Raw genomic sequence first — 23968 nt, forward strand, 5'->3', positions numbered from 1 at the left:
GCGACACCTCCGCACGCGGAACCGTCGCCCGTTCTTCCGTGCCAGGATCGAGGGGCGATGACTGCCACGACTGCGACACAGACGCCCCCCACGTCCCTCCACTCCCCCGTGATCGGATGGTTCGACCAGCACGCCCGCGATCTGCCCTGGCGCCGCCCCGAAGCGGGCGCCTGGGGTGTGATGGTGAGCGAGTTCATGCTCCAGCAGACCCCCGTGAGCCGGGTCCTCCCGGTGTACGAGCAGTGGCTGGAGCGCTGGCCGCGCCCCGCGGACCTGGCCGCCGAGCCGCCCGGCGAGGCGGTCCGCGCCTGGGGCAGGCTCGGCTACCCCCGCCGGGCCCTGCGCCTGCACGGTGCCGCGCAGGCCATAACGGAGCGCCACGGCGGCGACGTACCGAGCGAGCACGGCCAGCTCCTCGCGCTCCCCGGCATCGGCGAGTACACCGCGGCGGCGGTGGCCTCGTTCGCGTACGGGCAGCGGCACGCCGTGCTCGACACGAACGTCCGCCGGGTCTTCGCACGGGCCGCGACCGGCATTCAGTACCCGCCGAACGCGACGACCGCCGCCGAGCGCAGGCTGGCCCGCGCGCTGCTCCCCGAGGAGGACGAGCGGGCCGCCCGCTGGGCCGCCGCCACGATGGAGCTGGGCGCCCTGGTCTGCACCGCGAAGAACGAGGACTGCACCCGCTGCCCGATCGCCCAGCAGTGCGCCTGGCGGCTGGCCGGGAAGCCGGCCCACCAGGGCCCGCCGCGGCGCGGCCAGACGTACGCGGGCACCGACCGGCAGGTCCGCGGCCGGCTGCTCGCCGTGCTGCGCGAGGCGGTGACACCGGTGCCGCAGTCGGCGCTGGACGTGGTGTGGGACGAGCCCGTGCAACGGGCCCGCGCCCTGGACGGCCTGGTCGCCGACGGCCTGGTCGAACCGCTGCCCGGCGGGCAGTACCGGCTTCCCCTCACCTGACCGCACTCCGTACACACCCCCGTACGGGCCCTCGTACGCACCTCCTCACTCCCCTTCGCTGTTACACAACCGATGGACAGCCGTGCGTCGGCGTATGGCTGCTCCGCACAGCCTCGTGACAACAGCTCCGTAGCGTCTTCCCCGTCAGCCCGACCGAAGAACGGCTGGCGGCGGCACTACGGGGATCCACGGGGACGGAGGCGGTTGGAAATGGCGCAGGGCGAGGTGCTCGCATTCGAGGACTACGTACGCACTCGGCATGACGCGCTGCTGCGCAGCGCACGACGGCTGGTCCCCGACCCGGTGGACGCGCAGGACCTGCTCCAGACCGCCCTGGCCCGTACGTACGGCCGCTGGGACGGGATCGCCGACAAGTCCCTGGCCGACGCCTACCTCCGCCGCGTCATGATCAACACCCGTACCGAGTGGTGGCGGGCCCGCAAGCTGGACGAGGTCCCCACCGAGCAGCTGCCCGACGCCAGCGTCGAGGACGGCACCGAGCAGCGCGCCGACCGTGCCCTGCTGATGGACGTGCTGGGCGTGCTGGCTCCCAAACAGCGCAGCGTCGTCGTCCTGCGACACTGGGAGCAGATGAGTACGGAGGAGACCGCCGCCGCGCTCGGCATGTCGGCCGGTACGGTGAAGAGCACGCTGCACCGTGCGCTGGCACGGCTGCGCCAGGAGCTGGAGAGCCGCGAGGCGGCGAGCCGGGAGGCCCGGATCGCCGAGGAGCGGCAGCGGCCGACCGGCCGCGTACCGGCGCGGGCGCGGGTGGGCAGGCATACGGACGAACGGGGGCGGGAGCGTTGCGCGGCCTGACAGCCAGCGGCGACGGCGGTGAGCGCGGCGGTGACCGTGGCAGAGGCCGCGGCGGCGCGTGCGACAGTACCGGTGGCAGAGGCCACGGCGGTGAAGGGGACGGCGGTGGCCACGCGGCCGCCGTCCAGCGGGGCCGGCGCCTGACCGGCCGGGCGGCGAGTGCCACGACCCTGGTCGGGCTCGCCGCCCTCGGGCTGTTCTCCGTGAGCTGCTCCACCGGCGGCACCGGCACCCGGGACGAGGGCCCGGCCGGTACCCAGCCCGTCGCCCAGGTCACCCCCAGCGACGACCCGTCCGCCTCCGCCCGGCCCGCCCCCCGGGTCGACCCCGTGGCCCTGCTCAAGCGCGACCCCAAGGTCAGCGAGCGGGTCCGGACGGACCTGAAGCCCTGCGCCGGGTCCGACTACCCGGTGGACACCTCGTACGGCACGCTGACCGGCGGTCCGGCGGCCGATGTCGTGGTGAACGTGATGACCTGCGCCGACTCCGTGGGGGTGGGTACGTACGTGTACCGGCGGGAGGGCAATGACGCGTACCGGAACGTCTTCGCCATCGAGCAGCCCGCCGTCTACGGGACGATCGACCGCGGGGATCTGGTGGTGACGACCCAGGTGTACGAGAAGAAGGACTCCGTCGCGTACCCCTCCGGCGAGGAAGTGATCACCTACCGCTGGTCGGGCAGCCGGTTCGGTGAGCACGACCGGGTGCACAACGACTTCAACCGAGCCGTCGGCAGCGGCGGCGCCGCCCTTCCGGGGACGGACGCCGAACCGGCGGAGAACTGAGAGCATTCCGATGGCCGAGACCCACGTCCTGTTCGTCGAGGACGACGACGTCATCCGCGAGGCCACCCAGCTGGCGCTGGAGCGCGACGGCTTCGCGGTCACCGCGATGCCCGACGGCCTCTCGGGCCTGGAGGCCTTCCGGGCCGACCGCCCCGACATCGCCCTGCTCGACGTGATGGTGCCGGGGCTCGACGGGGTCAGCCTCTGCCGCCGCATCCGCGACGAGTCGACGGTGCCCGTGATCATGCTGTCGGCCCGCGCCGACTCGATCGACGTGGTGCTCGGCCTGGAGGCCGGTGCGGACGACTACGTCACCAAACCGTTCGACGGGGCGGTGCTGGTGGCCCGTATCCGCGCCGTGCTGCGCCGCTTCGGTCACGCCTCGGGCGGGCAGGCGGGCGGCGCGGAGCCGGAGGCCGAGGACGTGGACGGGGTGCTGGTCTTCGGTGACCTGGAGGTCGACACCGAGGGCATGGCGGTGCACCGGGGCGGCGAGCGGGTGGCGCTGACCCCGACCGAGATGCGGCTGCTGCTGGAGTTCTCCGCGGCGCCGGGCACGGTGCTCTCGCGCGACAAGCTCCTGGAGCGGGTCTGGGACTACGGATGGGGCGGTGACACCCGGGTCGTGGACGTCCATGTACAACGGCTGCGCACCAAGATCGGCCAGGACCGGATCGAGACGGTCCGCGGCTTCGGCTACAAACTGCGCCCGTGAAGCGGCCCGCCCTGCGGACGGGAGTCCGCTGGAAGATCAGCATCGCGATCGCCGCGGTCGGGGCACTGACGGCGGTCGCGCTCAGCTTCGTCGTCCACAACGCGGCCCGGGTCTCGATGCTGGAGAACGCCCGCGAGGTCCAGCTGGAGCGGCTGACGTACGCGCAGCTGCTGTACGAGGCGACGAAGACGAAGAAGGCCGACCCCCGTTTCGGCGCCAAGCTCAACGATCCGACGATGCCGCGCAGCCTGCGCGCGGAGACCGCGAAGAACCGGCGGGCCACCCATGTCGAGGAGACCGACAAGGGGGTGCCCGATGTGTGGGCGGCGGTGCCGGTCGGCCACGGCGACGTGCTGTCGCTGCACACCCGGTTCGCCGGGCGCAGCTCCACGATCATGGCCGATCTGGACCGGGCGCTGATCATCGGTTCGGTCTCGGTGGTGTTCGGCGGCTGTGCGCTGGGCGTGCTCATCGGCGGGCAGCTGTCGCGTCGGCTGCGCAAGGCGGCGACCGCGGCGGGCCGGGTCGCGCAGGGCAACACGGAGGTGCGCGTCCGTGAGGCGGTCGGCGGGGTCGTCCGGGACGAGACGGACGAGCTGGCCGGTGCGGTGGACGCGCTGACGGACGCGCTGAACGCGCGGATCGAGGCGGAGCGCCGGGTCACCGCGGACATCGCGCACGAGCTGCGTACGCCGGTGACCGGGCTGCTCACGGCGGCCGAGCTGCTGCCTCCGGGCCGCCCGACCGAGCTGGTGCGGGACCGGGCGCAGGCGATGCGGACGCTCGTGGAGGACGTGCTGGAGGTGGCCCGGCTGGACAGCGCGTCGGAGCGGGCCGAGCTCCAGGAACTGGCGCTGGGCGAGTTCGTCAGCCGGCGCATCGGGCTGCTGGACCCGGACGTGACGGTGCGGGTGGTGCACGAGTCGCACGTCAGCACCGATCCGCGGCGGCTGGAACGCATTCTGGGGAACCTGCTGGGCAACGCCGCCAAGCACGGCGCCACCCCGGTAGAGGTCACGGTCGAGGGCCGGGTGGTCCGCATCCGCGACCACGGTCCGGGGTTCCCCCCGGACCTGCTGCGTGAGGGGCCGAGCCGGTTCCGTACCGGCAGCAGCGACCGGGCGGGACACGGGCACGGCCTCGGGCTGACCATCGCCGCGGGTCAGGCGCGGGTGCTCGGGGCCCGGCTGACCTTCCGCAACGCGGGGCCGGAAGGGGCGGCGCCGGGCGGGGGCGGGGCGATCGCGGTGCTGTGGCTGCCCGAGCACGCCCCGACCAACACCGGCAGCTTCCCGGTCCTCGCGGTGGCGGAGCAGCGGGCCGCGGAGGCTGGCGACGGCGACGAAGCGGGGGCGGCGCCGGGGCGCAGACGGCGCTGAGCCAGGTGCCGGACATGACGGGAGGCTCCCGGGGCGCGTCGCCCGGGAGCCTTCCGTTCCGTTGATCCGTACGAACGTTCCGTGCCCGCGCACCGCGTTCCCGCGCCCGTACCCGCGCGGGCGGCGCCTGCCGCGTCGCACGCGCCGTGGGCTCCGTGAGCCCCGCGCCCGTACCCGCGCGGACGGCGCCCCAAGGGCCGGAATGCCCGCACCCGCCCGGACGGAGCTCCGGACATCGTCGCCCCGGTCCGTCGTCCGGCCCCGCGCGCGTACGGACGGAGCGCCCGTACGCGCGCTCCGTCCGTACGCCGGGCTCAGACGGCCTCGGCGACCGGCTTGGGCGCCGGGCCCGCCCCGCGCAGCGGCACTTCCTTGACGAAGACCGAGGACACCAGCGCGATCACCGCGACCGAGGCGCCCACCAGGAAGGCGATGTGCGTACCGGAGGCCACCGCGAACTGGTACGCCTCACGCGCCGCGTCCGGCAGCTTCGCCAGGCTCGCCGCGTCCAGCTGCGCGGACCTCGCGGTGGCCGCCCCGCCGCCGCGGGCCGCCATCTCGTCCTGCACCCGCCCGGTGAACAGCGCGCCCATGATCGCGACGCCGAAGGAGCTGCCGAGCGTGCGGAAGAGGGTGGTCGAGGACGAGGCGGCTCCCATGTCCTTCAGTTCCACGCTGTTCTGCGCGACGAGCATGGTGATCTGCATCAGGAAGCCCATGCCCGCACCGAGCACCGCCATGTAGAGGCCGGAGGTGAGCCGTGTGGTGCCGACGTCCATCCGGGACAGCAGGTAGAGGCCGCTCACCATCAGCACGGAGCCCAGGACCGGGAAGATCTTGTACCTGCCGGTGCTGGTGGTGACCCGTCCGGCGACGAGCGAGACGACCATCATCGACAGCAGCATCGGCAGGAGCAGCATGCCCGAGTTGGTGGCCGAGGCGCCCTGGACGGACTGCTGGTACAGCGGCAGGAAGAGCACCGCGCCGAACATCACGAAGCCCGACATGAAGCCGATCACGGACATCAGGGTGAAGTTGCGGTTGCGGAAGATGTGCAGCGGGATGATCGGCTCCGACGCCTTCGTCTCGACGAACACGAAGCCGACGAGCGAGACGACGCCGATCGCGGCGAGCTCCATGATCATGGCGGAGGTCCAGGCGTACTCCGTACCGCCCCAGGTGGTGACCAGCACGATCGCGGTGATGCCGAGGGTGAGCAGCGCGGCACCGAGGTAGTCGATCCGGCCCTTGGCGCCCTGGCGCTTGGGCAGGTGCAGTACGACGGTGACCATGGCGAGGGCGACCGCGCCCAGCGGCAGGTTGATGTAGAAGCTCCAGCGCCAGCCGAGGTGGTCGGTGATGGTGCCGCCGACCAGCGGTCCGCCGATCATGGCGACCGCCATGACCCCGGCCATCATGCCCTGGTACTTGCCGCGCTCGCGGGGCGGCACCAGATCGCCGATGATCGCCATGACGCCGACCATCAGACCGCCCGCGCCGAGCCCCTGAACCGCCCGGAAGCCGATCAGCTGGCCCATGTCCTGGGCCATGCCGCTCAGCACCGAGCCGATCAGGAAGATCACTATGGACGTGAGGAAGATGCCCTTGCGCCCGTACATGTCGCCGAGCTTGCCCCAGATGGGGGTGGAGGCGGCAGTGGCCAGGGTGTACGCGGTGACGACCCAGGACAGGTGCTCCAGGCCGCCGAGGTCACCGACGATGGTCGGCATGGCCGTACCGACGATCAGGTTGTCCAGCATGGCGAGCAGCATCGTGATCATCAGTGCGAGCATCACCACCCGGACGCTGCGCTGCTGTGCCGCGGGCTGTACGGCCGGCGGGTCGGCGACGACCGGCTTCCCTCCCCCGCCTGCGGCTTTCTTCAGATCGGTCATGGTCCCCACTCCCCTGGTCCCGCCGTACGGGCCCGTTCCCCGGTGTGAGCCGGGGACTTACTTGCCGCCCGGCTAGTAACTACACTGGGGAAGGTAGACCCGTAACTAGCCGGGCGTCAAGTAAGTTTTGAGGAGAGCTCTCATGGGCCGCACACCGCAGCAGCGCCGTGGCAACACGCGCCAGCGCATTCAGGACGTCGCCCTGGAACTCTTCGCCGAGCAGGGCTACGAGAAGACCTCGCTCCGCGAGATCGCCGAGCGGCTGGACGTCACCAAGGCGGCGCTGTACTACCACTTCAAGACCAAGGAAGACATCCTGGTCAGCATCTTCGAGGACCTGAACCGGCCGGTCGAGGAGCTGGTCGCCTGGGGCCAGGAGCAGCCGCGCACGCTGGAGACGAAGAAGGAGATCCTCCACCGCTACAGCGAGGCGCTGGTCTCCGCCGCCCCCCTCTTCCGCTTCATGCAGGAGAACCAGGCGGCCGTAAGGGACCTCAGCATCGGGGTGACCATCAAGGAGCGCGTGATCGCCCTGATGGGGCTGCTCCAGGAGCCGGACGCCTCACTGATCGACCAGGTGCGCTGCTTCACCGCGCTCGTCGCCTCGCACGCGGGGATGTTCGCCCTCAAGGACGCCGAAGGCGACCCCGAGGAGAAGCGCAAGGCCGTCCTGGAGGTCGCCATCGATCTGATCACTCAGGCGCACACCGCCCCGCAGACCGGGGAGTGATCCGCCGCCCGTCCGGGACGCGCCCGCCGCGACGGGTCAGACGCGCACGCCCTCGCGGTTCAGGAAGTGGACCGGGTTGACCGCGGAGCCGTAGTCGGCGGTGTGCCGGATCTCGAAGTGCAGGTGCGGGCCGCTGGAGTTGCCGGTGTTGCCGGAGGACGCGATCCGGTCACCGGTCCGCACGCTCTCGCCGATCCGCACGTCGATCTTCGACAGGTGGGCGTACTGGGAGTACGTGCCGTTGGAGTGCTTGATCACGACGGCGTTGCCGTACGCGGGGCCGTCGCCACCGCCGTTCGGGCCCGCCTTCACGACGACGCCGTTGTGCGCGGCCTTGACCTTCGTACCGACCGGAACGGCGAAGTCCTGGCCGGAGTGCTTGTGGGCCCAGCGGCTGCCGTCGTTGCCGAAGCTCGCGCTCAGCTCGTAGCGGTTCACCGGGGCGGACCAGCCGTGGGTCTTCTTCAGGGCGGCCTTCTTCGCCTTCAGAGCGGCCTTCTTCGTCGCGGCCGCCTTCTTGGCCGCCACCGCCTTCTTGGCGGCGATCTTGCTCTGGACGGAAGCCTGCTCAGCGATCGACCGGGCCGCACCGGCGCCGGTCAGATGGTCCGCGCTGCCGGGGGCACCCGTCGAGCTGGCCGCGAACGCAGCGCCCGCGCCGAGAACCATCGACGTACCGAGACCGGCGGCCATCACGGCGCCGCGGACACGGGACAGGGACGGGCGACGGGAGTGCTGGAACGAAACGCGCTTCGACATATGCGGAGAACCTCCGTAGATGACTGGACCCGGCGTCGGCCGGGCTGGCCATCCCTTGGTAACCCGCACCCCGGCCAGGGTTCAAATACCCCATCTACGAACAAAAGCCGTATTCGGCTCCTCGGGAATTCGCCCTGCCGGACGCCGCCCGAGCCGCGGCCGGACCCGCGCTGACCGCGACCGGACCCCGCCGGGGCGCCGCTTCGGGACGGGCCGCGATCAACCGCCCCCGCTCTCCTAACGTCCGTCGTAGGTCTCCGGCGGCCTGTGCGCCTTGTCACCGCCGCCGGGCCGAAAGCGCGTCCTTCCCGGGACCTTCGGCCCGCTCCCTGACTGAGGGCTGTCCGGTAATCCCTGGCGGGCGTGCGGCGTCAGCCAGGGACTACCGGACAGCCCTTAGGGTGAGCGGACCAGCTCACTCCGGGGGGACACCGGCCATGGCCAGTAATGACGCAGGCACCAGCGACATGGACGGGATCGAGCTCGCCGATGCCGTCGAGTCCATCCGCAACCAGCTCATCGACGCCGCGAGCCGTGCCACCGGGCGCCCGCTGGCCTTCGAGGTCGGCGACATCCAGATGGAGTTCACCCTCGAACTCCGCAAGGAGGTCAAGGGCGGCGGCAAGGTCAAGGCCTGGGTGGTCGAGGCGGGCGCCGACGCCTCCCGCACCACCGGCCGCACCCACCGGGTCGCCTTCACGCTGACACCGCGCGACGCCGCGACCGGCGGAGCCTGGCGGATCGGCAACGACGACCCGGGCAGCACGGCCCACTTCGGCGGCGGGACGCCCCGGCCGTGAGCCTCGCCTCGCGCACGGTCGTCGTCCTCGGCGGCGGAGGCATCCAGGGCAGCGGCGCCCTGCTCACCGACCACCTCGTGCTGACGTGCGCCCATGTCGTCCGCGGCGGCGGCCACGCCACGGTCGCCCACCCCCGGCTGTCCGGGAGCACCCAGGCGACGGTCGCCTGGGTCGACCACGACCTCGACGCCGCCCTCCTCCTCACCGCCGGACCGGTCCTCCCGGTCCTCCCGGCTCGGCTGGGCACCCTGCACACCGGGCACGCGGTCCCCGGCTGCGAGATCACCGGCTACCCCGGCGTCCAGCGGTACGGCCCCGAGCGGCATCTGGAGTCCGACCAGTACACGGCCACCGCCCTGCCGACGGCCGGACAGCCCCGCGGACTGCTGGTCTGCGAACTGGACGGCCCTCCCCCGGTGAACGACACACGGGACCAGCCACTGCGCGGCCTGTCCGGCGGCCCCGTCTTCGCCGGGAACGTCCTCATCGGCATCGCCCGGCAGCTCCCCCACCAGCGCGAGGGCCGACGCGTGGAGTGCGTCCCGCTCGCCCCGCTGCTCGCCTCGAAACCGTTCCGGCTGGTCTACGAGCAGACCGGCACGCCCCTGCGCCACGAACCGGTGCACGGCCACTTCCCCCAGGACGCCCGGTACGAGGAGGACTACGCGGCGGCGCTCGGGGCCGCGTACCGCCGTACGAAGATCTTCGGCCTCGACGAGCTGGGCCGACGCGACTCCGAATGGGACCTGGACACCGCGTACCTGAGCCTGGAGGCCCAGCGGCACCCCGGCGCCGGGCCCGCCCCCGGCTCGCCCCGGCGGATCGACACCCTGCTGCCCGGCCGCCCCCGGGTCCTGCTGCGCGGCGACGCGGGTGCGGGCAAGACCACCCTGCTGTGGTGGCTGGCCGCCCACGCCGCGTCCCGCACCCTGAGCCCGGAGCTGGCCCCGCTCAACGGGCTGGTCCCGTTCGTCGTACCGCTGCGCACCCTGCGCGCCGAGGGCGGCACCTTCCCCTCCCCCGCCCAGCTGCCCGACGCCGCCCGGCTGGTGGTCGACCGGGCGCCCGAGGGCTGGGTGGGCCGGGTGCTGGAGTCCGGCCGGGGCCTGCTGCTGGTCGACGGCCTGGACGAGGTGCCGGGAGACGACCGCGAACAGGCCCACCAGTGGCTCTCCCGGTTCCTGGACCGCTACCCGGACGTCCGCTGTGTGGTCACGGTGCGCCCGCTCGCCGTCGAGCCGGGCTGGCTGGACGCCCAGGACTTCGAGGAACTGCGGCTGCTGCCGATGGGCGACCGGGACATCGAGGCCTTCGTCGCCGCCTGGCACCGGGCCGCCCGGCTCGACGACGACGACCACGAGACGCTCGGCATGCTGGAGAGGGACCTGATCCAGCGGTTCACCCAGAACCACACCCTGCGCGACCTCGCCCGCACCCCGCTGCTCTGCGCCGTGATCTGCGCCCTGCACCGACGCCGCCAGGGCCTCCTGCCGGAAACCCGCTGGAGTCTGTACGACTCGGCCCTCACCATGCTGCTCGGCGACCGCGACAGACAGCGCAGGATCGACGCCCCCGAGGGCATCACGATGAGCGCGGCGGAGCAGGCCCAGCTCCTCCAGCGCATCGCGGTCTGGCTGGTCCGGGGCGGCCAGTCGGAGCTGAGCCGCGCCTCCGCCCTCCGCCAGCTGGAACGCGCCCTGCCCGGAATGGAACGGCTGCGCTCCCAGGGCTCCTCGGGGATGATCCTGAACCACCTGCTCAACCGCAGCGGGGTCCTCCAGGAGCGCGCCGAGGACACCTACCAGTTCGCCCACCGCACCTTCCAGGACTTCCTCGCGGCGAAGGAGTTCGTCGAGGGCGACCAGCTGCACGAACTCCTCAGCCGCGCCGGTTCCCAGCACTGGTACGACGTCATCCTGCTCGCCGCCGGTCACTGCGACCGCCGGGACCACCCCGTCCTGGTCAACGGGCTGCTCGACTACTGCGTCCGCGACCCGGCCGACACCGTCACCCGGGGCGAGACCGCGGTCCTCGCCGCCCTCAGCCCGGCCGACACCGTCACCCGGGAAGAGATCGCGGTCCTCGCCGCCCTCTGCGCCCAGCACGCCACCTGGCTCGACGAACCGACCCGGGAAAGGGTCCACGCCGCCGTCGCGGCGCTCTTCCCGCCGAAGGGATACAAGACCGTCAGAGTGCTCGCCCGGCTCGGCCCGGCCGCGCTGGCCCACCTGCCGGACCCGGCCCAGGTGACCGACGACGAGGAGCTCCGGCTGCTCATCGACCTGATCAACGAGATCGGCGGGGCGGAAGCCCTCCCCCACGCCCGCCGCTGGGCCCTCGCCCACCCGGAACTCGAACCCGTCTTCACCGTCAACTGGGACGAGTACCCGATAGGCGCCTACGCGAGGGAGGTCCTCTCCACCTTCGACAGCCCGCCCCTGATGCTCACCACCCCGGAGAAGCTGGCAGCCCTGCGCCACCTGCCCTCCGCCAGGATCCTGATGATCGTGGGAGACCACCCCGCCGCCGCCCTGCACGCCTCCCTGCGCGGAGGTTCCTGGACCCTGCTGGTTTTCCAGCAGAACCCCGGTCTGACCGACCTCGCGTTCCTGGCGGACTGCGCCGCACTCGAATCCGTGTCGCTGAGCGGATGCCCCGCCGTACGGGACCTCGGGGCGCTCGCCGCACTTCCCTCGCTGGGCTCGGTCGACCTCGACATGAGCCGCATCCCCGGCACGGTGCTGGCCGCCACGGCGTCACGGGAACTGCGCTCCCTCCGGCTGAACCACCTGACCGCCGGACAGCTCTCCCAGCTCCCGGTCCACCCCCGGCTGAGCCTGCTGAGCATCGAGGAGGCGGCCACGCTGGAGATCGACTCGCTCGACGGCTGGACGAACCTGCGCCGTCTGGAACTGCGGTCCCCCACCCCGGTCCGTCCCCTGCTCGCCGCCCTCCGGCGGGCCCCGCAGGTGGCCCACCTCGCCCTGCGCCTGTCGTCCGTCACCGAATTCGCGGCGGAACAGCCCGTGCCCTCCCTGGAGAGCCTGGAGCTCGGCCCGGCCGCCGACACCCTCGGGATGGAGGAGATCCCCCGGGTCTTCCCCGCGCTGAAGCAGTTGCTGATCGCCCTGCCCAGCCGCGCCGACGGCGCCGACCTCTCCGCGCTCCAGGCACTGCCCGGCTGCACGGTCACCGTGGCCTGACCCCGCCACGCACCCGGAAAGGCCCGGACCCCGGACCGTGTGTACGGTCCGGGGTCCGGGCCCCTGCTCGCTTCCGCTCAGGCGCTCAGCGGCGGCCTCACACGTCCTTCGACATGTTCGGACCCGCGCCGCCCGCGGCCTGCTCGATCGGCGGGACGTCGGGCAGCGCCGACTTCTCCTCGCCGCGGAAGGTGAACTTCTTCTCGTCACCCTCGCCCTCGGTGCCGACGACCACGATGTGACCGGGGCGCAGCTCGCCGAAGAGGATCTTCTCCGAGAGGATGTCCTCGATCTCGCGCTGGATCGTCCGGCGCAGCGGCCGGGCGCCCATCACGGGGTCGTAGCCCTTCTTGGCGAGGAGCGTCTTGGCCTCCGCGCTGAGCTCGATGCCCATGTCGCGGTCCCTCAGGCGCTCGTCCACCTTCGCGATCATCAGGTCGACGATCTGGATGATGTCTTCCTGGCTGAGCTGGTGGAAGACGACCGTGTCGTCGACACGGTTGAGGAACTCGGGCCGGAAGTGCTGCTTCAGCTCTTCGTTGACCTTGTTCTTCATCCGCTCGTAGCCGGTCTTGACGTCACCCTGGGCGGCGAAGCCCAGGTTGAAGCCCTTGGAGATGTCCCGCGTACCGAGGTTGGTCGTCATGATGATGACCGTGTTCTTGAAGTCCACGACCCGGCCCTGGGAGTCGGTCAGACGACCGTCCTCCAGAATCTGGAGCAGGGAATTGAAGATATCGGGGTGGGCCTTCTCGACCTCGTCGAAGAGGACGACGGAGAACGGCTTGCGGCGCACCTTCTCGGTGAGCTGACCGCCCTCTTCGTACCCCACGTAGCCGGGGGGCGAACCGAAGAGACGGGAAACCGTGTGCTTCTCGCTGAACTCCGACATGTCGAGGGAAATCAGCGCGTCCTCGTCACCGAAGAGGAATTCGGCGAGCGTCTTGGACAGCTCGGTCTTACCGACACCGGACGGACCGGCGAAGATGAACGACCCACCGGGGCGCTTCGGGTCCTTCAGACCGGCCCGCGTACGGCGGATCGCCTGCGAGAGGGCCTTGATGGCGTCCTTCTGCCCGATGACGCGCTTGTGCAGCTCGTCCTCCATGCGGAGCAGGCGGGAGGACTCCTCCTCCGTGAGCTTGAAGACCGGGATGCCCGTGGCGGTGGCGAGGACCTCGGCGATCAGCTCGCCGTCGACCTCGGCCACGACGTCCATGTCGCCGGCCTTCCACTCCTTCTCGCGCTTGGTCTTCGCGGCGAGGAGCTGCTTCTCCTTGTCACGGAGGGAAGCGGCCTTCTCGAAGTCCTGCGAGTCGATCGCGGACTCCTTGTCGCGGCGGACGCCGGCGATCTTCTCGTCGAACTCGCGGAGGTCCGGCGGCGCGGTCATCCGGCGGATGCGCATCCGGGAACCGGCCTCGTCGATCAGGTCGATCGCCTTGTCCGGCAGGAAGCGGTCGGAGATGTAGCGGTCGGCCAGCGTCGCGGCCTGGACCAGCGCCTCGTCCGTGATGGAGACGCGGTGGTGGGCCTCGTAGCGGTCGCGCAGACCCTTGAGGATCTCAATGGTGTGCGGCAGCGACGGCTCGGCGACCTGGATGGGCTGGAAGCGGCGCTCCAGCGCGGCGTCCTTCTCCAGGTGCTTGCGGTACTCGTCGAGCGTGGTGGCACCGATGGTCTGGAGCTCACCGCGGGCCAGCATCGGCTTCAGGATGCTGGCGGCGTCGATCGCGCCCTCGGCGGCACCCGCACCCACCAGGGTGTGGAGCTCGTCGATGAACAGGATGATGTCGCCGCGGGTGCGGATCTCCTTGAGGACCTTCTTCAGGCGCTCCTCGAAGTCACCGCGGTAGCGGGAGCCGGCGACCAGCGCGCCGAGGTCGAGGGTGTAGAGGTGCTTGTCCTTGAGGGTCTCGGGCACCTCGCCCTTGACGATGGCCTGTGCCAGACCCTCGACGACCGCGGTCTTGCCGACACCGGGCTCGCCGATGAGGACCGGGTTGTTCTTGGTGCGGCGGGACAGCACCTGCATGACCCGCTCGATCTCCTTCTCGCGCCCGATGACCGGGTCGAGCTTGGATTCGCGGGCCGCCTGGGTGAGATTGCGGCCGAACTGGTCGAGCACCAGCGACGTGGAGGGGGTGCCTTCCGCGGGGCCGCCCGCGGTCGCCGCCTCCTTGCTGCCCGAGTACCCGGAGAGCAGCTGGATGACCTGCTGCCGCACCCGGTTCAGGTCGGCGCCCAGCTTCACGAGGACCTGGGCGGCGACGCCCTCGCCCTCGCGGATCAGGCCGAGCAGGATGTGCTCGGTGCCGATGTAGTTGTGGCCGAGCTGAAGTGCCTCGCGGAGCGACAGCTCCAGGACCTTCTTGGCCCGGGGCGTGAAGGGGATGTGCCCGGACGGGGCCTGCTGGCCCTGGCCGATGATCTCCTCCACCTGCTGGCGGACCGCCTCGAGCGAAATCCCGAGGCTCTCCAGGGCCTTAGCGGCGACACCCTCACCCTCGTGGATAAGGCCCAGGAGGATGTGCTCGGTGCCGATGTAGTTGTGGTTGAGCATCCGGGCTTCTTCCTGAGCCAGGACGACAACCCGCCGCGCGCGGTCGGTGAACCTCTCGAACATCGTTAATCGCTCCTCAGAGCGGTCAGGCAGTTAGGGGTCGGTCCCCTCCCTGTCCTTCCGCAGCTTAGTCCCGCAAGCGGGGACCGCTCATTCCAACTGCCGACACCGTCCTTGGCCTCCTGCCCCGAACGCTGACAACTTCTCCAACCCGATGGTGCGAGACGATGTTCCCGCAGGCCAGGCAGATACGCCTTTCGCCAGTACGCCGATGGCGAACGGGAGATGCCCGAACCCGCGTGTCGCCCCTCCCCACTAGGGATGTCTTACCCGCAATTACAGACAGTCCATGCGGCGCACGCCGGTTCCCTCCGCTACGGGCGAACACATGGCCGCTCCCGAATGCGCCCCTGCGCTCCCCTCGCGAACACGGAGAGTCCCCGTTCGCCGACCCTGCGTAACCCGGCGGATGCCCGGGACGTTCATCCGGCATGGTCATCACCGTCCCGTCCTCCATGCCGTCCACCGACAGCGAGCGGGAAGGCGGCGAGGGCGCCCGCTGGGCGCAGTGGTACGAACGCGAGCTCGGCTGGGCGACGGCGGGAACCGCTCCGGTGCGGCTGCTGACCGGGCTGGGGTTCGACGTGCTCCAGGTCCCCGCGGCCGCCGGTCACGCGGCGCTGCGGCGACTGGACCGCACCGGGCCCGTGGCGCTGTCGGGGGCGCGGATGAGCCTGCTGGTCGCGGCGGGGAGCGCCGAGGAGCTGCCCGGCCTGCTCGACTGGCTGGAGTGGCGGGGCGTCCCCCTCTCCCTGACCGCCATCGGCACGGGCGGCCGGATCACCGCACCGGTGCCGCCCGGACGGACCACGGGCCCGCCGGGGGCCGCCACATGGCTGCGGCCCCCCGGACCACGGCATGAGGAAGGTGCGGCGCTCCCGGCCCTCACCGGCCTCGGGAGCAGGGGCGGGAGCGCTCCCGATCTCGTACGGCTGGTGGACGCGGTGGCGACGGAATGCCACCGGGCCCGATTGACGCATACCCGAACAGGACCATCGGCGGCTGGGCCGACGGCTCAGCCGTTGGCCTTCCGGTAAGCCTCGCGGATCTCCGCGGGAACACGGCCGCGGTCATTCACATTGTGGCCGTTCTCGCGGGCCCACTTACGGATCTCGGCGGTGTCCTTGTTGCCACCGGTAACGGCGCGGCCCTTACCACGACCGCCGGTGCGCCGGCCACTCTTGGTGTACGGCTCAAGAAGACCACGGAGCTTGTCCGCGTTGCCCGTGGTGAGGTCAATCTCGTACGTCTTGCCATCGAGAGCGAACGTGACCGTCTCGTCCGCCTCGCCACCGTCGAGGTCATCGACAAGAAGGACCTGAACCTTCTGTGCCACTGGATTCCCTTTCATCGAAAATGCAGTACGCGGAAAGGAAACCGCTTTTCCCCGGAAAACACAAACCCCCGGGAGAGGTTCAGGATCGCGGGAAGACGGGAAACGTACGCGATTCGGACATAGGGCTCCGCGTTCTTGAGGCGGTCGCAGATGTCGGTCACAGATGCAGAAGCATCCGGCTGTTGCCCAAGGTGTTCGGCTTCACTCGTTCGAGCCCCAGGAACTCCGCTACGCCCTCGTCATAGGAACGCAGCAGCTCACTGTAGACATCTCCGTCGACCGGCGTCTCCCCGATCTCGACGAAGCCGTGCTTCGCGAAGAAGTCCACTTCGAAGGTGAGGCAGAAAACCCGTCGCACGCCCAGCCAGCGTGCGGTCTGCAACAACTTGTGCAGCACCTGATGGCCGACTCCGCTGCCCCTGATGCCGTGGTCGACGGCGAGAGTACGCACTTCGGCGAGGTCTTCCCACATCACGTGCAGTGCGCCGCAGCCGACCACACGGCCGTCCTCGTCGCGTTCCGCGATCCAGAACTCCTGGATGTCCTCGTAAAGCGTCACGGTCGCTTTGTCGAGCAGGATGCCTTCGCGTACGTACCCGTCGAGGAGACCCCGGACCGATGCCACATCGCTGGTCCTGGCACGTCGGACTGTGATGGCCGTCTTTTTGGCCGACGGCGCGGTACGGGATTCGGCGGGCGGAAGGTCTGAGGACATACCCCGACGCTATCGCCCGGCGTCCGGCGCCGCCCCATCGGCTGGTTCTCCGGCCGCTTCTCCGGCCGGTTCGTCCGGGGCCGCGCCGCCGGAGCGGTCGGGCTGAACGATCCGCATGGCGTCCCTGAGTGCCTCGCGCTGCTCGGCGGACATCATCCCGAAGAACGCGACAAGAGCGGCGGCGGGGTTGTCACTGCGCGACCACGCTTCGTTCATCAGCGCGGCCGAGTAGGCGGCACGCGTGGACACCGCCGTATATCTATATGCGCGGCCGTCCACTTCCCGGCGCACCCAGCCCTTCTGATGGAGATTGTCCATTACCGTCATGACGGTGGTGTAGGCGATGGAGCGTTCCTGCTGGAGGTCCTCAAGGACTTCCCGCACGGTGACCGGACGGTTCCATTGCCAGACCCGTGTCATCACGGCGTCTTCCAGATCTCCCAATTGACGGGGCACAACGCCACTTTAGTGGCAGATGAGGCAAATGCCCGGTTTATTTGCGCAGCAAAAGGGCGCACGGCTCCGGATGAGCCGTGCGCCCTTCGTGTGCTGCGGGGTGCGGACCCGGATCAGGCGTCGTCGGCCCGCGAGGTCTGCTGCTGGACCGACGCGGCGCGGCCGAACGCCAGGTCCACGGCCGCGTCCTCCTTGGCCTTGTTGGGACCGCCCTGGCTCTTGACGATCGTCACGACGAGGCCGATGAAGAAGGCGGCCATCACCACGGGGGGCAGGAGCGCGGATACGTAGTCCATGTCGTCCAGAGTAGCGAGGCCGGTCCGGACGGCTGCGCCGCCCCTCTGGTTTCCCGCGCCCCCCGCGTCATCCGGCGACGCGCTGCTGCTGCGGCGGGGGCACCGGGCGGCGGCGGGGCGGGAAGACCTCCGAGGGCTTCGGCGCGGGCCGGGCGGGCGGACGCCCGGGGGTCTCCGGGGCCTTGGGCCGTTCGGGTTCGGCCTCGGCGGCCCGGCCGCCCGGCAGCGCCAGGAGCCGGCTGCGCGGCGCGGGGGCGCGTGCGGCGAGGCGGGCCCGCACCGAACGCTCCGCGAGCACCTGGCAGCGCACCAGGAGCGAGGCGGCCACCGGACGGCGGCGCAGCCCCTGCAGCGCGGCGAGGTCCTCGGGGCGGGGGTCGTACCCGCCCGCCAAGGCGTCCTGGAGGAGCTCCAGGTAGCCACCGGCGGAGCCGGGGAGGGCGTCGCGGTACCGGGCGAGGTCGGCGAGGAGGAACGCGCGCAGCCGTCCCGCCTCCCCGGCCGCCTCGTCCACGGCACCGGCCAGCCGCAGGCAGTCCCGGACGTCCTCGTCCGGCAGGGGCGTGGGGTGGAGGGCGGTGGCGAGAGCACGTCGGAGCACCCGCAGCTCGTCCGCGCTGAACGCCATGCCGCCGCGTGATCCGTAAGGCGTGGGCATGACGCGACCATACGTGCTAAAGGGACAAAATCCGCTTAACTGGACATCGGCGGCGCGGCGGCGGACCCGCGTCCCACAAGCCGTTCCCGCAGGTACGCCGCCTGTCCGCTACAGCCGGGACGCGTTCCGCTCGTACACCAGACGCAGGCCGATCAGGGTGAGCCAGGGCTCGTGCTCGTCGATGACGGAGGACTCGCCCAACACCATCGGAGCAAGGCCGCCCGTCGCGATGACGGTGACGTCGTCGGGGTCGTCCGCCAGCTCCTTCTTCATCCGGGTGACGACACCGTCGACCTGACCGGCGAAGCCGTAGATGATGCCCGACTGCATCGCCTCGACCGTGTTCTTGCCGATCACGCTGCGCGGCCGGGCCAGCTCGATCTTGCGGAGCTGGGCGCCCCTGACGCCGAGCGCCTCGACCGAGATCTCGATGCCGGGGGCGATGACACCGCCGGTGTACTCGCCCCGGGCGGAGACCGCGTCGAAGGTGGTGGCCGTGCCGAAGTCCACGACGATGGCCGGACCGCCGTACAGGTCGGCGGCGGCGGCCGCGTTGATGATGCGGTCCGTGCCGACCTCCTTCGGGTTGTCCATCAGGATCGGCACCCCGGTCTTGATGCCCGGCTCGACGAGCACGGCGGGAACGTCGCCGTAGTAGCGGCGGGTCACCTCGCGCAGCTCGTGCAGGACGGCCGGGACCGTGGAGCAGATCGCGATGCCCTCGATGCCGTCGCCCAGCTCCATGCCGAGCAGCGGGTGCATCCCCATCAGGCCCTGGAGCAGCACGGCCAGCTCGTCGGCGGTGCGCCGGGAGTCGGTGGAGATCCGCCAGTGCTCGACGATCTCCTCGCCGTCGAACAGACCGAGGACGGTGTGGGTGTTGCCGACGTCGATGGTGAGCAGCATCAGACGTCGGCCCCGTCGGTGTCGGCGGTGTCGCGGAAGTCCAGGCCGATGTCGAGGATCGGCGAGGAGTGGGTGAGCGCGCCGACGGCCAGGTAGTCGACGCCCGCCTCGGCGTAGGCGCGGGCCGTGTCGAGGGAGAGGCGGCCGGAGGACTCCAGAACCGCGCGGCCGTCGGTCAGCGCGACCGCCTCGGCCGTCTGGAGCGGGGTGAAGTTGTCCAGCAGGATCAGGTCGGCACCCGCGTCGAGCACCTCGCGGACCTGCTGGAGGGTGTCGACCTCGACCTCGATCGGGACGTCCGGGAACGTGTCCCGCACCCGCTTGAACGCCTCGGCCACCCCACCGGCCGCGATGACGTGGTTGTCCTTGACCAGGGCCGCGTCCGAGAGCGACATCCGGTGGTTGACGCCGCCGCCGCAGCGCACCGCGTACTTCTCCATGGCGCGCAGGCCCGGGGTGGTCTTGCGGGTGTCGCGGACCTTGGCCTTCGTACCGTCGAGGGCGTCGGCCCAGGCACGGGTGGCGGTCGCGATGCCGGAGAGGCGGCACAGCAGGTTGAGCGCGCTGCGCTCGCCGGTGAGCAGGTCGCGGGTGCGGGTGGTGACGGTCAGCAGCTTCTGGCCGGCGGCGACCCGGTCGCCGTCCTCGACGTGGCGCTCGACCGCGAACTCCTCGGCGCAGACGATGGACAGCACCGCCTCCGCGACGCGCAGCCCGGCCACCACACCGTCCTCGCGGGCGGTGAAGTCGCCGGTGGCCATGGCGTCCTCGGGAACCGTGGCGACGGTGGTGACGTCCAGCCCGCCGTCCAGGTCCTCCTCGATGGCGACGTGCGCGACGTCCTCGACCTGGACCGGGTCCAGACCGGCCTCGGCCAGCAGCTGGGCGAGGCCGGGGTCGAGACCGCACTCCGGCGGGTCGACCTCGTAGAACTCGTCCCCGCCGCAGCCGCAGCCGTCCCCGCAGCCGCCCGCCGACGGGTCGGGCACGCCGATCTGGATGAGCGGTACGTCCACGGGCTCGGGGCGCGGGTTCTCTTCGGGCGTGCTCACGGTTACGGCTCCTCGGTGAGGTCGGCGGAGTGGGTGGGGGGTGCTGCCGCGCAGTCTGGTGCCTGCGCGGGGCGTACGGGGCCGAATGCCTCGGTCTGAGTGCGGTGCACGACCGGGCGGCGCTCGGGGGTGATCCGGACCACGAGGTGGCGGCGCCAGTTCGCGTCGTCGCGCTCGGGGCGGTCCTCGCGCCAGTGACAGCCGCGGGTCTCCTCACGCCGCCGCGCGGCGGCCACCAGGACGCGCGAGACCAGCAGCAGGTTGGTGACCTCCCACGCCTCGACGCCGGGCACCGCGACCTTCGGTTCGTCCGCCGCGACGGCCCGGACGGCGCTGTCGTGCAGCTCCTCCAGCCGCTCGGCGGCGACGGCCAGGCTCTCGGCGGAGCGCAGGACCCCGGCGCCGCGGGTCATGACGCGCTGGATCGTGGTGCGGGCCTCCGGGGCGATCAGCGGCGAGGGATCGGCGGGGAGCGCGGTGACCGGGGCACCCGCGCGCGGCCGGTCCGCGACAATGTCCGCCGCGATGCGCTCGGCGAAGACCAGGCCCTCCAGGAGGGAGTTGGACGCCAGCCGGTTCGCGCCGTGCACGCCGGTGCAGGCGACCTCCCCGCAGGCGTACAGGCCGGGCACGGTCGTACGGCCCCGCAGGTCGGTGCGGATGCCGCCGGAGGCGTAGTGCGCGGCGGGGGCCACCGGGATCGGTTCGGTGACCGGGTCGATGCCGTGGGCACGGCAGGCGGCCAGGATCGTGGGGAAGCGGCGCTCCCACATCCCGGCGCCGAAGTGGCGGGCGTCGAGGTACATGTGCTCGGTGCCGTGCAGTTCCATCCGGCGGGTGATGGCCTTGGCGACGATGTCGCGCGGGGCCAGCTCGGCCAGCTCGTGCTCGCCGAGCATGAAGCGGGTGCCCAGGGCGTCGACGAGGTGGGCGCCCTCGCCCCGTACCGCCTCGGACACCAGGGGCTGCTGGCCCTCGGAGCCGGCTCCGAGGAAGAGGACGGTCGGGTGGAACTGGACGAACTCCAGGTCGGAGACCTCCGCACCGGCCCGCAGCGCGAGCGCCACGCCGTCGCCGGTGGAGACCGGCGGGTTGGTGGTGGCGGAGAAGACCTGGCCCATACCGCCGGTGGCGAGGACCACCGCGGGGGCGTGGACCGCGCCGACTCCGTCATGCTGGCCCTCGCCCATGACGTGCAGGCTCACACCCGCGGTACGGCCCTCGGCGTCGGTGAGCAGATCCAGGACGAGCGCGTTCTCCACGGTGTGCAGGGCGGCGTCGCGGACCGCGTCGACCAGGGCGCGGGAGATCTCGGCGCCCGTCGCGTCACCGCCCGCGTGGGCGATGCGGCGGCGGTGGTGGCCGCCCTCGCGGGTCAGCGCGATGTCGCCGCTCTGCGTGGTGTCGAAGCGGGCGCCGGTCCCGATGAGCCTGCGTACCGCGTCCGGGCCCTCGGTGACCAGGGCCCTCACCGCCGCCTCGTCGCACAGGCCCGCACCCGCGACCAGGGTGTCGTCGAGATGCTGCTCGGGGGTGTCGCCCTCGCCGAGCGCGGCGGCGATGCCGCCCTGCGCCCAGCGGGTCGAGCCGTCGTCGAGCCGGGCCTTGGTGACGACCACGGTGGCGAGGCCCGCCGCCGCGCAGCGCAGCGCCGTGGTGAGCCCGGCCACGCCGGAGCCGACCACCACGACGTCGGCGTCTATGGACCAGCCGGGGGCGGGGGCGGTCAGCCGTATTCCGGTCACGGGGTGGCTCCGAGAGTCAGCGGGATGTTGTCGATGAGGCGGGTGCGGCCGACCCGCGCGGCGACGGCGAGAACCGCCTCACCGGTGGTGCGGTCGTCGGGGATCTCGGTGAAGTCGGCCGGATCCACCAGCGCCAGGTAGTCCAGGGCGAGCGGGGGCTGGGCCGCCGCCGCGTCGTCGAGGATCTGACGGGCGGCGGCCCGCACCACCGCCGGTCCGCCGTCCGGGCGGGCCAGGGCCACCGCGTGGGCGTCGGCGGCCGCGCGGGCCTCGCCGAGGGCGGTGAGCGCGGCGGCCCGGCCGGTGGTGGCCGAGGTGGCCGCGGCGCGGGCGTGCAGCGCCTGCTGCGCGGCGAGCCGGTCACGGGCGGCGAACAGGGCCCGGGACAGGGCGAGGGCGGTGTGCCGCTCCGCCGGGTCCAGGAAGCGGTTGCGGCTGGAGAGCGCGAGGCCGTCCGGCTCGCGGGCCGTCTCCACCCCGGCGATCTCCACCGGGAAGTTCAGGTCACGCACCATGCGGCGGATCAGCGCCAGCTGCTGGGCGTCCTTCTGACCGAAGAACGCGAGGTCCGGGCGGGTGAGGTGGAGGAGCTTGGCGACGACCGTGAGCATGCCGTCGAAATGCCCGGGGCGCGAGGCCCCTTCGAGCCGCTCGCCCATGGGTCCGGCCGTGATCCGGACCTGCGGTTCGCCGCCCGGGTAGACCTCGTCAACGGACGGTGCGAAGACCGCGTCCGCTCCGGCGGCGCCCGCCACGGCGAGGTCGGCGTCGAGCGTGCGGGGGTAGCGCTCCAGGTCGGCTGCCTCACCGAACTGGAGCGGGTTGACGAAGACCGTGACGACGACCCGGCCGCCGGGGCCCGCCGCCGCGCGGGCGGCGCGGATCAGGGTGGCGTGGCCCTCGTGCAGGGCACCCATGGTCATGACGACGGCCCGGACGCCCTCCCGGGGCGCGAGGGCGGCGAGCTCGGCGGCGGTACGGAGCAGGGCCGCGGCGCCGGGGGTGCTGGAGGCGGTGCTGGTCATCGGGGCTCCTCGGGTCCGGTCCCTGTGCCTGTCCCGCTGCCCGTACCCGCGCCGTCGGCCAGGACGACGAGCAGGTCCTCCGCCAGCTCCGGCTTGAGCAGGCCGTGGGCAAGGGCGCGGTCGGCGGTGGCACGGGCCATCGCGACGTAACCGGCCACCGTCTGCGGGGCGTGCCTGCGCAGCTCGCCGATGTGCGCGGCGACCGTACCGGCGTCGCCGCGGGCCACCGGGCCGGTCAGCGCGGCGTCGCCGGAGCGCAGGGCGTTGTCGAGGGCGGCGCCCAGGAGCGGGCCGAGCATCCGGTCCGGAGCGCTGACCCCGGCCGTACGCAGCAGCTCCATCGACTGGGCCACCAGCGTGACCAGGTGGTTCGCGCCGAGGGCGAGCGCCGCGTGGTAGAGCGGGCGGGCCTCCTCGGCGATCCACTCCGGCTCGCCGCCCATCTCGATGACCAGCGCCTCGGCGGCGAGCCGCAGCTCCTCGGGGGCGGTCACCCCGAAGGAGCAGCCGGCCAGCCGCTGGACGTCGACGGAGGTACCGGTGAACGTCATCGCCGGGTGCAGGGCGAGCGGCAGGGCACCGGCCCGCAGCGCCGGGTCCAGGACCCCCGCCCCGTACCGTCCGGAGGTGTGGACGAGCAGCTGGCCGGGCCGCACCGCACCGGTCCCGGCCAGCCCCTCGACCAGGCCGGGCAGGGCGTCGTCCGGGACCGTCAGCAGCACCAGGTCGGCGCGCGCGAGGACCTCGGCGGGCGGCACCAGCGGCACGTCGGGGAGCAGATCCGCCGCCCTGCGCACCGAGGCGTCGGAGACACCGGACACGGCGACCGGCCGGTGACCGGCGAGCTGGAGGGACGCGGCGAGAGCGGGACCGACCCGGCCCGCGCCCACGACGCCGACCGTCAGACGGGCGGGGCGGTCCTTGGCTTCGAGGGGGTCATGGGGAGCTGTTGCGTTCACTCGGCGATGCCTTCCGTTCCAGTCCGCAGGGGGTACCGGACGATTTCTCTGCATGCTACGCCAGCGTTTCGCCCGATCCATCCGGCCGTCCACAGCCTGTGGATGAAAGTCCGCACATCAGAAAATCAGGCCGGGAAAAGGGTTCGGTCCCG

General features: G+C 71.9%; 22 protein-coding genes. 9 read left to right on the plus strand and 13 right to left on the minus strand.

Features of this window, described 5'->3' with window-relative positions:
• Positions 1 to 57 precede the first annotated feature (57 nt).
• From ACFVWY_RS23055 to cseC, 5 genes are all read left to right on the plus strand, one after another.
• Positions 58 to 960: an A/G-specific adenine glycosylase gene (locus ACFVWY_RS23055; RefSeq protein ID WP_389875463.1), complete on the plus strand. Its 903-nt coding sequence runs from the start codon at positions 58 to 60 to the stop codon at positions 958 to 960.
• A gap of 210 nt (positions 961 to 1170) precedes the next feature.
• Positions 1171 to 1779 carry a SigE family RNA polymerase sigma factor gene (locus ACFVWY_RS23060; RefSeq protein WP_389875465.1) on the plus strand — a complete coding sequence of 203 codons (609 nt, stop codon included), beginning with the start codon at positions 1171 to 1173 and terminating at the stop codon, positions 1777 to 1779.
• A complete protein-coding gene (locus ACFVWY_RS23065) occupies positions 1767 to 2564 on the plus strand; it encodes a hypothetical protein (RefSeq protein WP_389875467.1) in 798 nt (265 codons plus the stop codon). The genes ACFVWY_RS23060 and ACFVWY_RS23065 overlap by 13 nt, the downstream gene beginning before the upstream one ends.
• 10 nt (positions 2565 to 2574) lie before the next feature.
• On the plus strand, positions 2575 to 3279 hold the full coding sequence (cseB, locus tag ACFVWY_RS23070; protein ID WP_389875469.1) for a two-component system response regulator CseB: 705 nt from the start codon (positions 2575 to 2577) through the stop codon (positions 3277 to 3279).
• A complete protein-coding gene (gene cseC, locus ACFVWY_RS23075) occupies positions 3276 to 4658 on the plus strand; it encodes a two-component system sensor histidine kinase CseC (protein WP_389875472.1) in 1383 nt (460 codons plus the stop codon). Before cseB ends, cseC begins: the two co-directional genes overlap by 4 nt.
• A gap of 314 nt (positions 4659 to 4972) precedes the next feature.
• Here the strand turns inward: cseC and ACFVWY_RS23080 are convergent, their stop codons facing one another.
• The gene (locus ACFVWY_RS23080; protein WP_389875474.1) at positions 4973 to 6553 is read right to left on the minus strand and encodes an MDR family MFS transporter; all 1581 of its coding nucleotides are present in this window, start codon (positions 6551 to 6553) and stop codon (positions 4973 to 4975) included.
• A gap of 142 nt (positions 6554 to 6695) precedes the next feature.
• On the opposite strand from ACFVWY_RS23080, the gene ACFVWY_RS23085 reads away from it, so the two are divergent.
• Complete coding sequence (locus ACFVWY_RS23085; protein ID WP_389875477.1) at positions 6696 to 7283, plus strand: TetR/AcrR family transcriptional regulator; 588 nt, start codon at positions 6696 to 6698, stop codon at positions 7281 to 7283.
• A 36-nt stretch (positions 7284 to 7319) separates the two neighbouring features.
• Here ACFVWY_RS23085 and ACFVWY_RS23090 read toward each other — a convergent pair whose 3' ends face one another.
• Positions 7320 to 8042, minus strand: coding sequence for a M23 family metallopeptidase (locus ACFVWY_RS23090; RefSeq protein WP_389875480.1), 723 nt, complete (start codon positions 8040 to 8042; stop codon positions 7320 to 7322).
• Between the two features lie 437 nt (positions 8043 to 8479).
• Here ACFVWY_RS23090 and ACFVWY_RS23095 point away from each other — a divergent pair, with 437 nt between their 5' ends.
• Positions 8480 to 8842 (plus strand): trypco2 family protein, encoded by a 363-nt coding sequence (locus ACFVWY_RS23095; RefSeq protein WP_389875482.1) that lies wholly within the window; start codon positions 8480 to 8482, stop codon positions 8840 to 8842.
• Complete coding sequence (locus ACFVWY_RS23100; RefSeq protein WP_389875485.1) at positions 8839 to 12045, plus strand: NACHT domain-containing protein; 3207 nt, start codon at positions 8839 to 8841, stop codon at positions 12043 to 12045. Before ACFVWY_RS23095 ends, ACFVWY_RS23100 begins: the two co-directional genes overlap by 4 nt.
• A 97-nt stretch (positions 12046 to 12142) precedes the next feature.
• On the opposite strand, the gene ACFVWY_RS23105 is transcribed toward ACFVWY_RS23100, so the two are convergent.
• On the minus strand, positions 12143 to 14671 hold the full coding sequence (locus tag ACFVWY_RS23105) for an ATP-dependent Clp protease ATP-binding subunit (RefSeq protein ID WP_389875487.1): 2529 nt from the start codon (positions 14669 to 14671) through the stop codon (positions 12143 to 12145).
• Between the two features lie 428 nt (positions 14672 to 15099).
• Between ACFVWY_RS23105 and ACFVWY_RS23110 the strand changes: the two genes are divergently transcribed.
• Entirely contained in the window at positions 15100 to 15705 is a 606-nt protein-coding gene (locus tag ACFVWY_RS23110) for an SCO3374 family protein (RefSeq protein ID WP_389875489.1), read from the plus strand.
• Here ACFVWY_RS23110 and ACFVWY_RS23115 read toward each other — a convergent pair.
• The 10 genes from ACFVWY_RS23115 to ACFVWY_RS23160 all read right to left on the minus strand — a co-directional run bounded on the left by ACFVWY_RS23115 (position 15684) and on the right by ACFVWY_RS23160 (position 23816).
• Positions 15684 to 16004, minus strand: a complete 321-nt coding sequence (locus tag ACFVWY_RS23115) for an Lsr2 family protein (protein ID WP_389875492.1) — start codon at positions 16002 to 16004, stop codon at positions 15684 to 15686. The two genes, ACFVWY_RS23110 and ACFVWY_RS23115, sit on opposite strands and share 22 nt — an antisense overlap.
• 157 nt (positions 16005 to 16161) lie before the next feature.
• Positions 16162 to 16719 (minus strand): amino-acid N-acetyltransferase, encoded by a 558-nt coding sequence (locus ACFVWY_RS23120; protein ID WP_389875495.1) that lies wholly within the window; start codon positions 16717 to 16719, stop codon positions 16162 to 16164.
• Between the two features lie 9 nt (positions 16720 to 16728).
• Positions 16729 to 17175 (minus strand): BlaI/MecI/CopY family transcriptional regulator, encoded by a 447-nt coding sequence (locus tag ACFVWY_RS23125; RefSeq protein WP_389875498.1) that lies wholly within the window; start codon positions 17173 to 17175, stop codon positions 16729 to 16731.
• Positions 17176 to 17288: 113 nt separating this feature from the next.
• Complete coding sequence (locus ACFVWY_RS23130) at positions 17289 to 17471, minus strand: hypothetical protein (RefSeq protein WP_389875500.1); 183 nt, start codon at positions 17469 to 17471, stop codon at positions 17289 to 17291.
• Between the two features lie 67 nt (positions 17472 to 17538).
• The gene (locus tag ACFVWY_RS23135) at positions 17539 to 18099 is read right to left on the minus strand and encodes a hypothetical protein (protein WP_389875743.1); all 561 of its coding nucleotides are present in this window, start codon (positions 18097 to 18099) and stop codon (positions 17539 to 17541) included.
• 138 nt (positions 18100 to 18237) lie between these two features.
• Positions 18238 to 19035, minus strand: coding sequence for a type III pantothenate kinase (locus tag ACFVWY_RS23140; protein WP_389875503.1), 798 nt, complete (start codon positions 19033 to 19035; stop codon positions 18238 to 18240).
• The gene (gene nadC / locus ACFVWY_RS23145; protein WP_389875505.1) at positions 19035 to 20087 is read right to left on the minus strand and encodes a carboxylating nicotinate-nucleotide diphosphorylase; all 1053 of its coding nucleotides are present in this window, start codon (positions 20085 to 20087) and stop codon (positions 19035 to 19037) included. Before nadC ends, ACFVWY_RS23140 begins: the two co-directional genes overlap by 1 nt.
• A 2-nt stretch (positions 20088 to 20089) precedes the next feature.
• Positions 20090 to 21832: an L-aspartate oxidase gene (locus ACFVWY_RS23150; protein ID WP_389875508.1), complete on the minus strand. Its 1743-nt coding sequence runs from the start codon at positions 21830 to 21832 to the stop codon at positions 20090 to 20092.
• On the minus strand, positions 21829 to 22857 hold the full coding sequence (gene panC, locus ACFVWY_RS23155) for a pantoate--beta-alanine ligase (RefSeq protein WP_389875510.1): 1029 nt from the start codon (positions 22855 to 22857) through the stop codon (positions 21829 to 21831). Before panC ends, ACFVWY_RS23150 begins: the two co-directional genes overlap by 4 nt.
• Positions 22854 to 23816, minus strand: a complete 963-nt coding sequence (locus tag ACFVWY_RS23160) for a Rossmann-like and DUF2520 domain-containing protein (protein WP_389875513.1) — start codon at positions 23814 to 23816, stop codon at positions 22854 to 22856. The genes panC and ACFVWY_RS23160 overlap by 4 nt, the downstream gene beginning before the upstream one ends.
• Positions 23817 to 23968: the final 152 nt, after the last annotated feature.

The organism is Streptomyces sp. NPDC058195 (assembly GCF_042883525.1).
Lineage (GTDB): Bacteria > Actinomycetota > Actinomycetes > Streptomycetales > Streptomycetaceae > Streptomyces.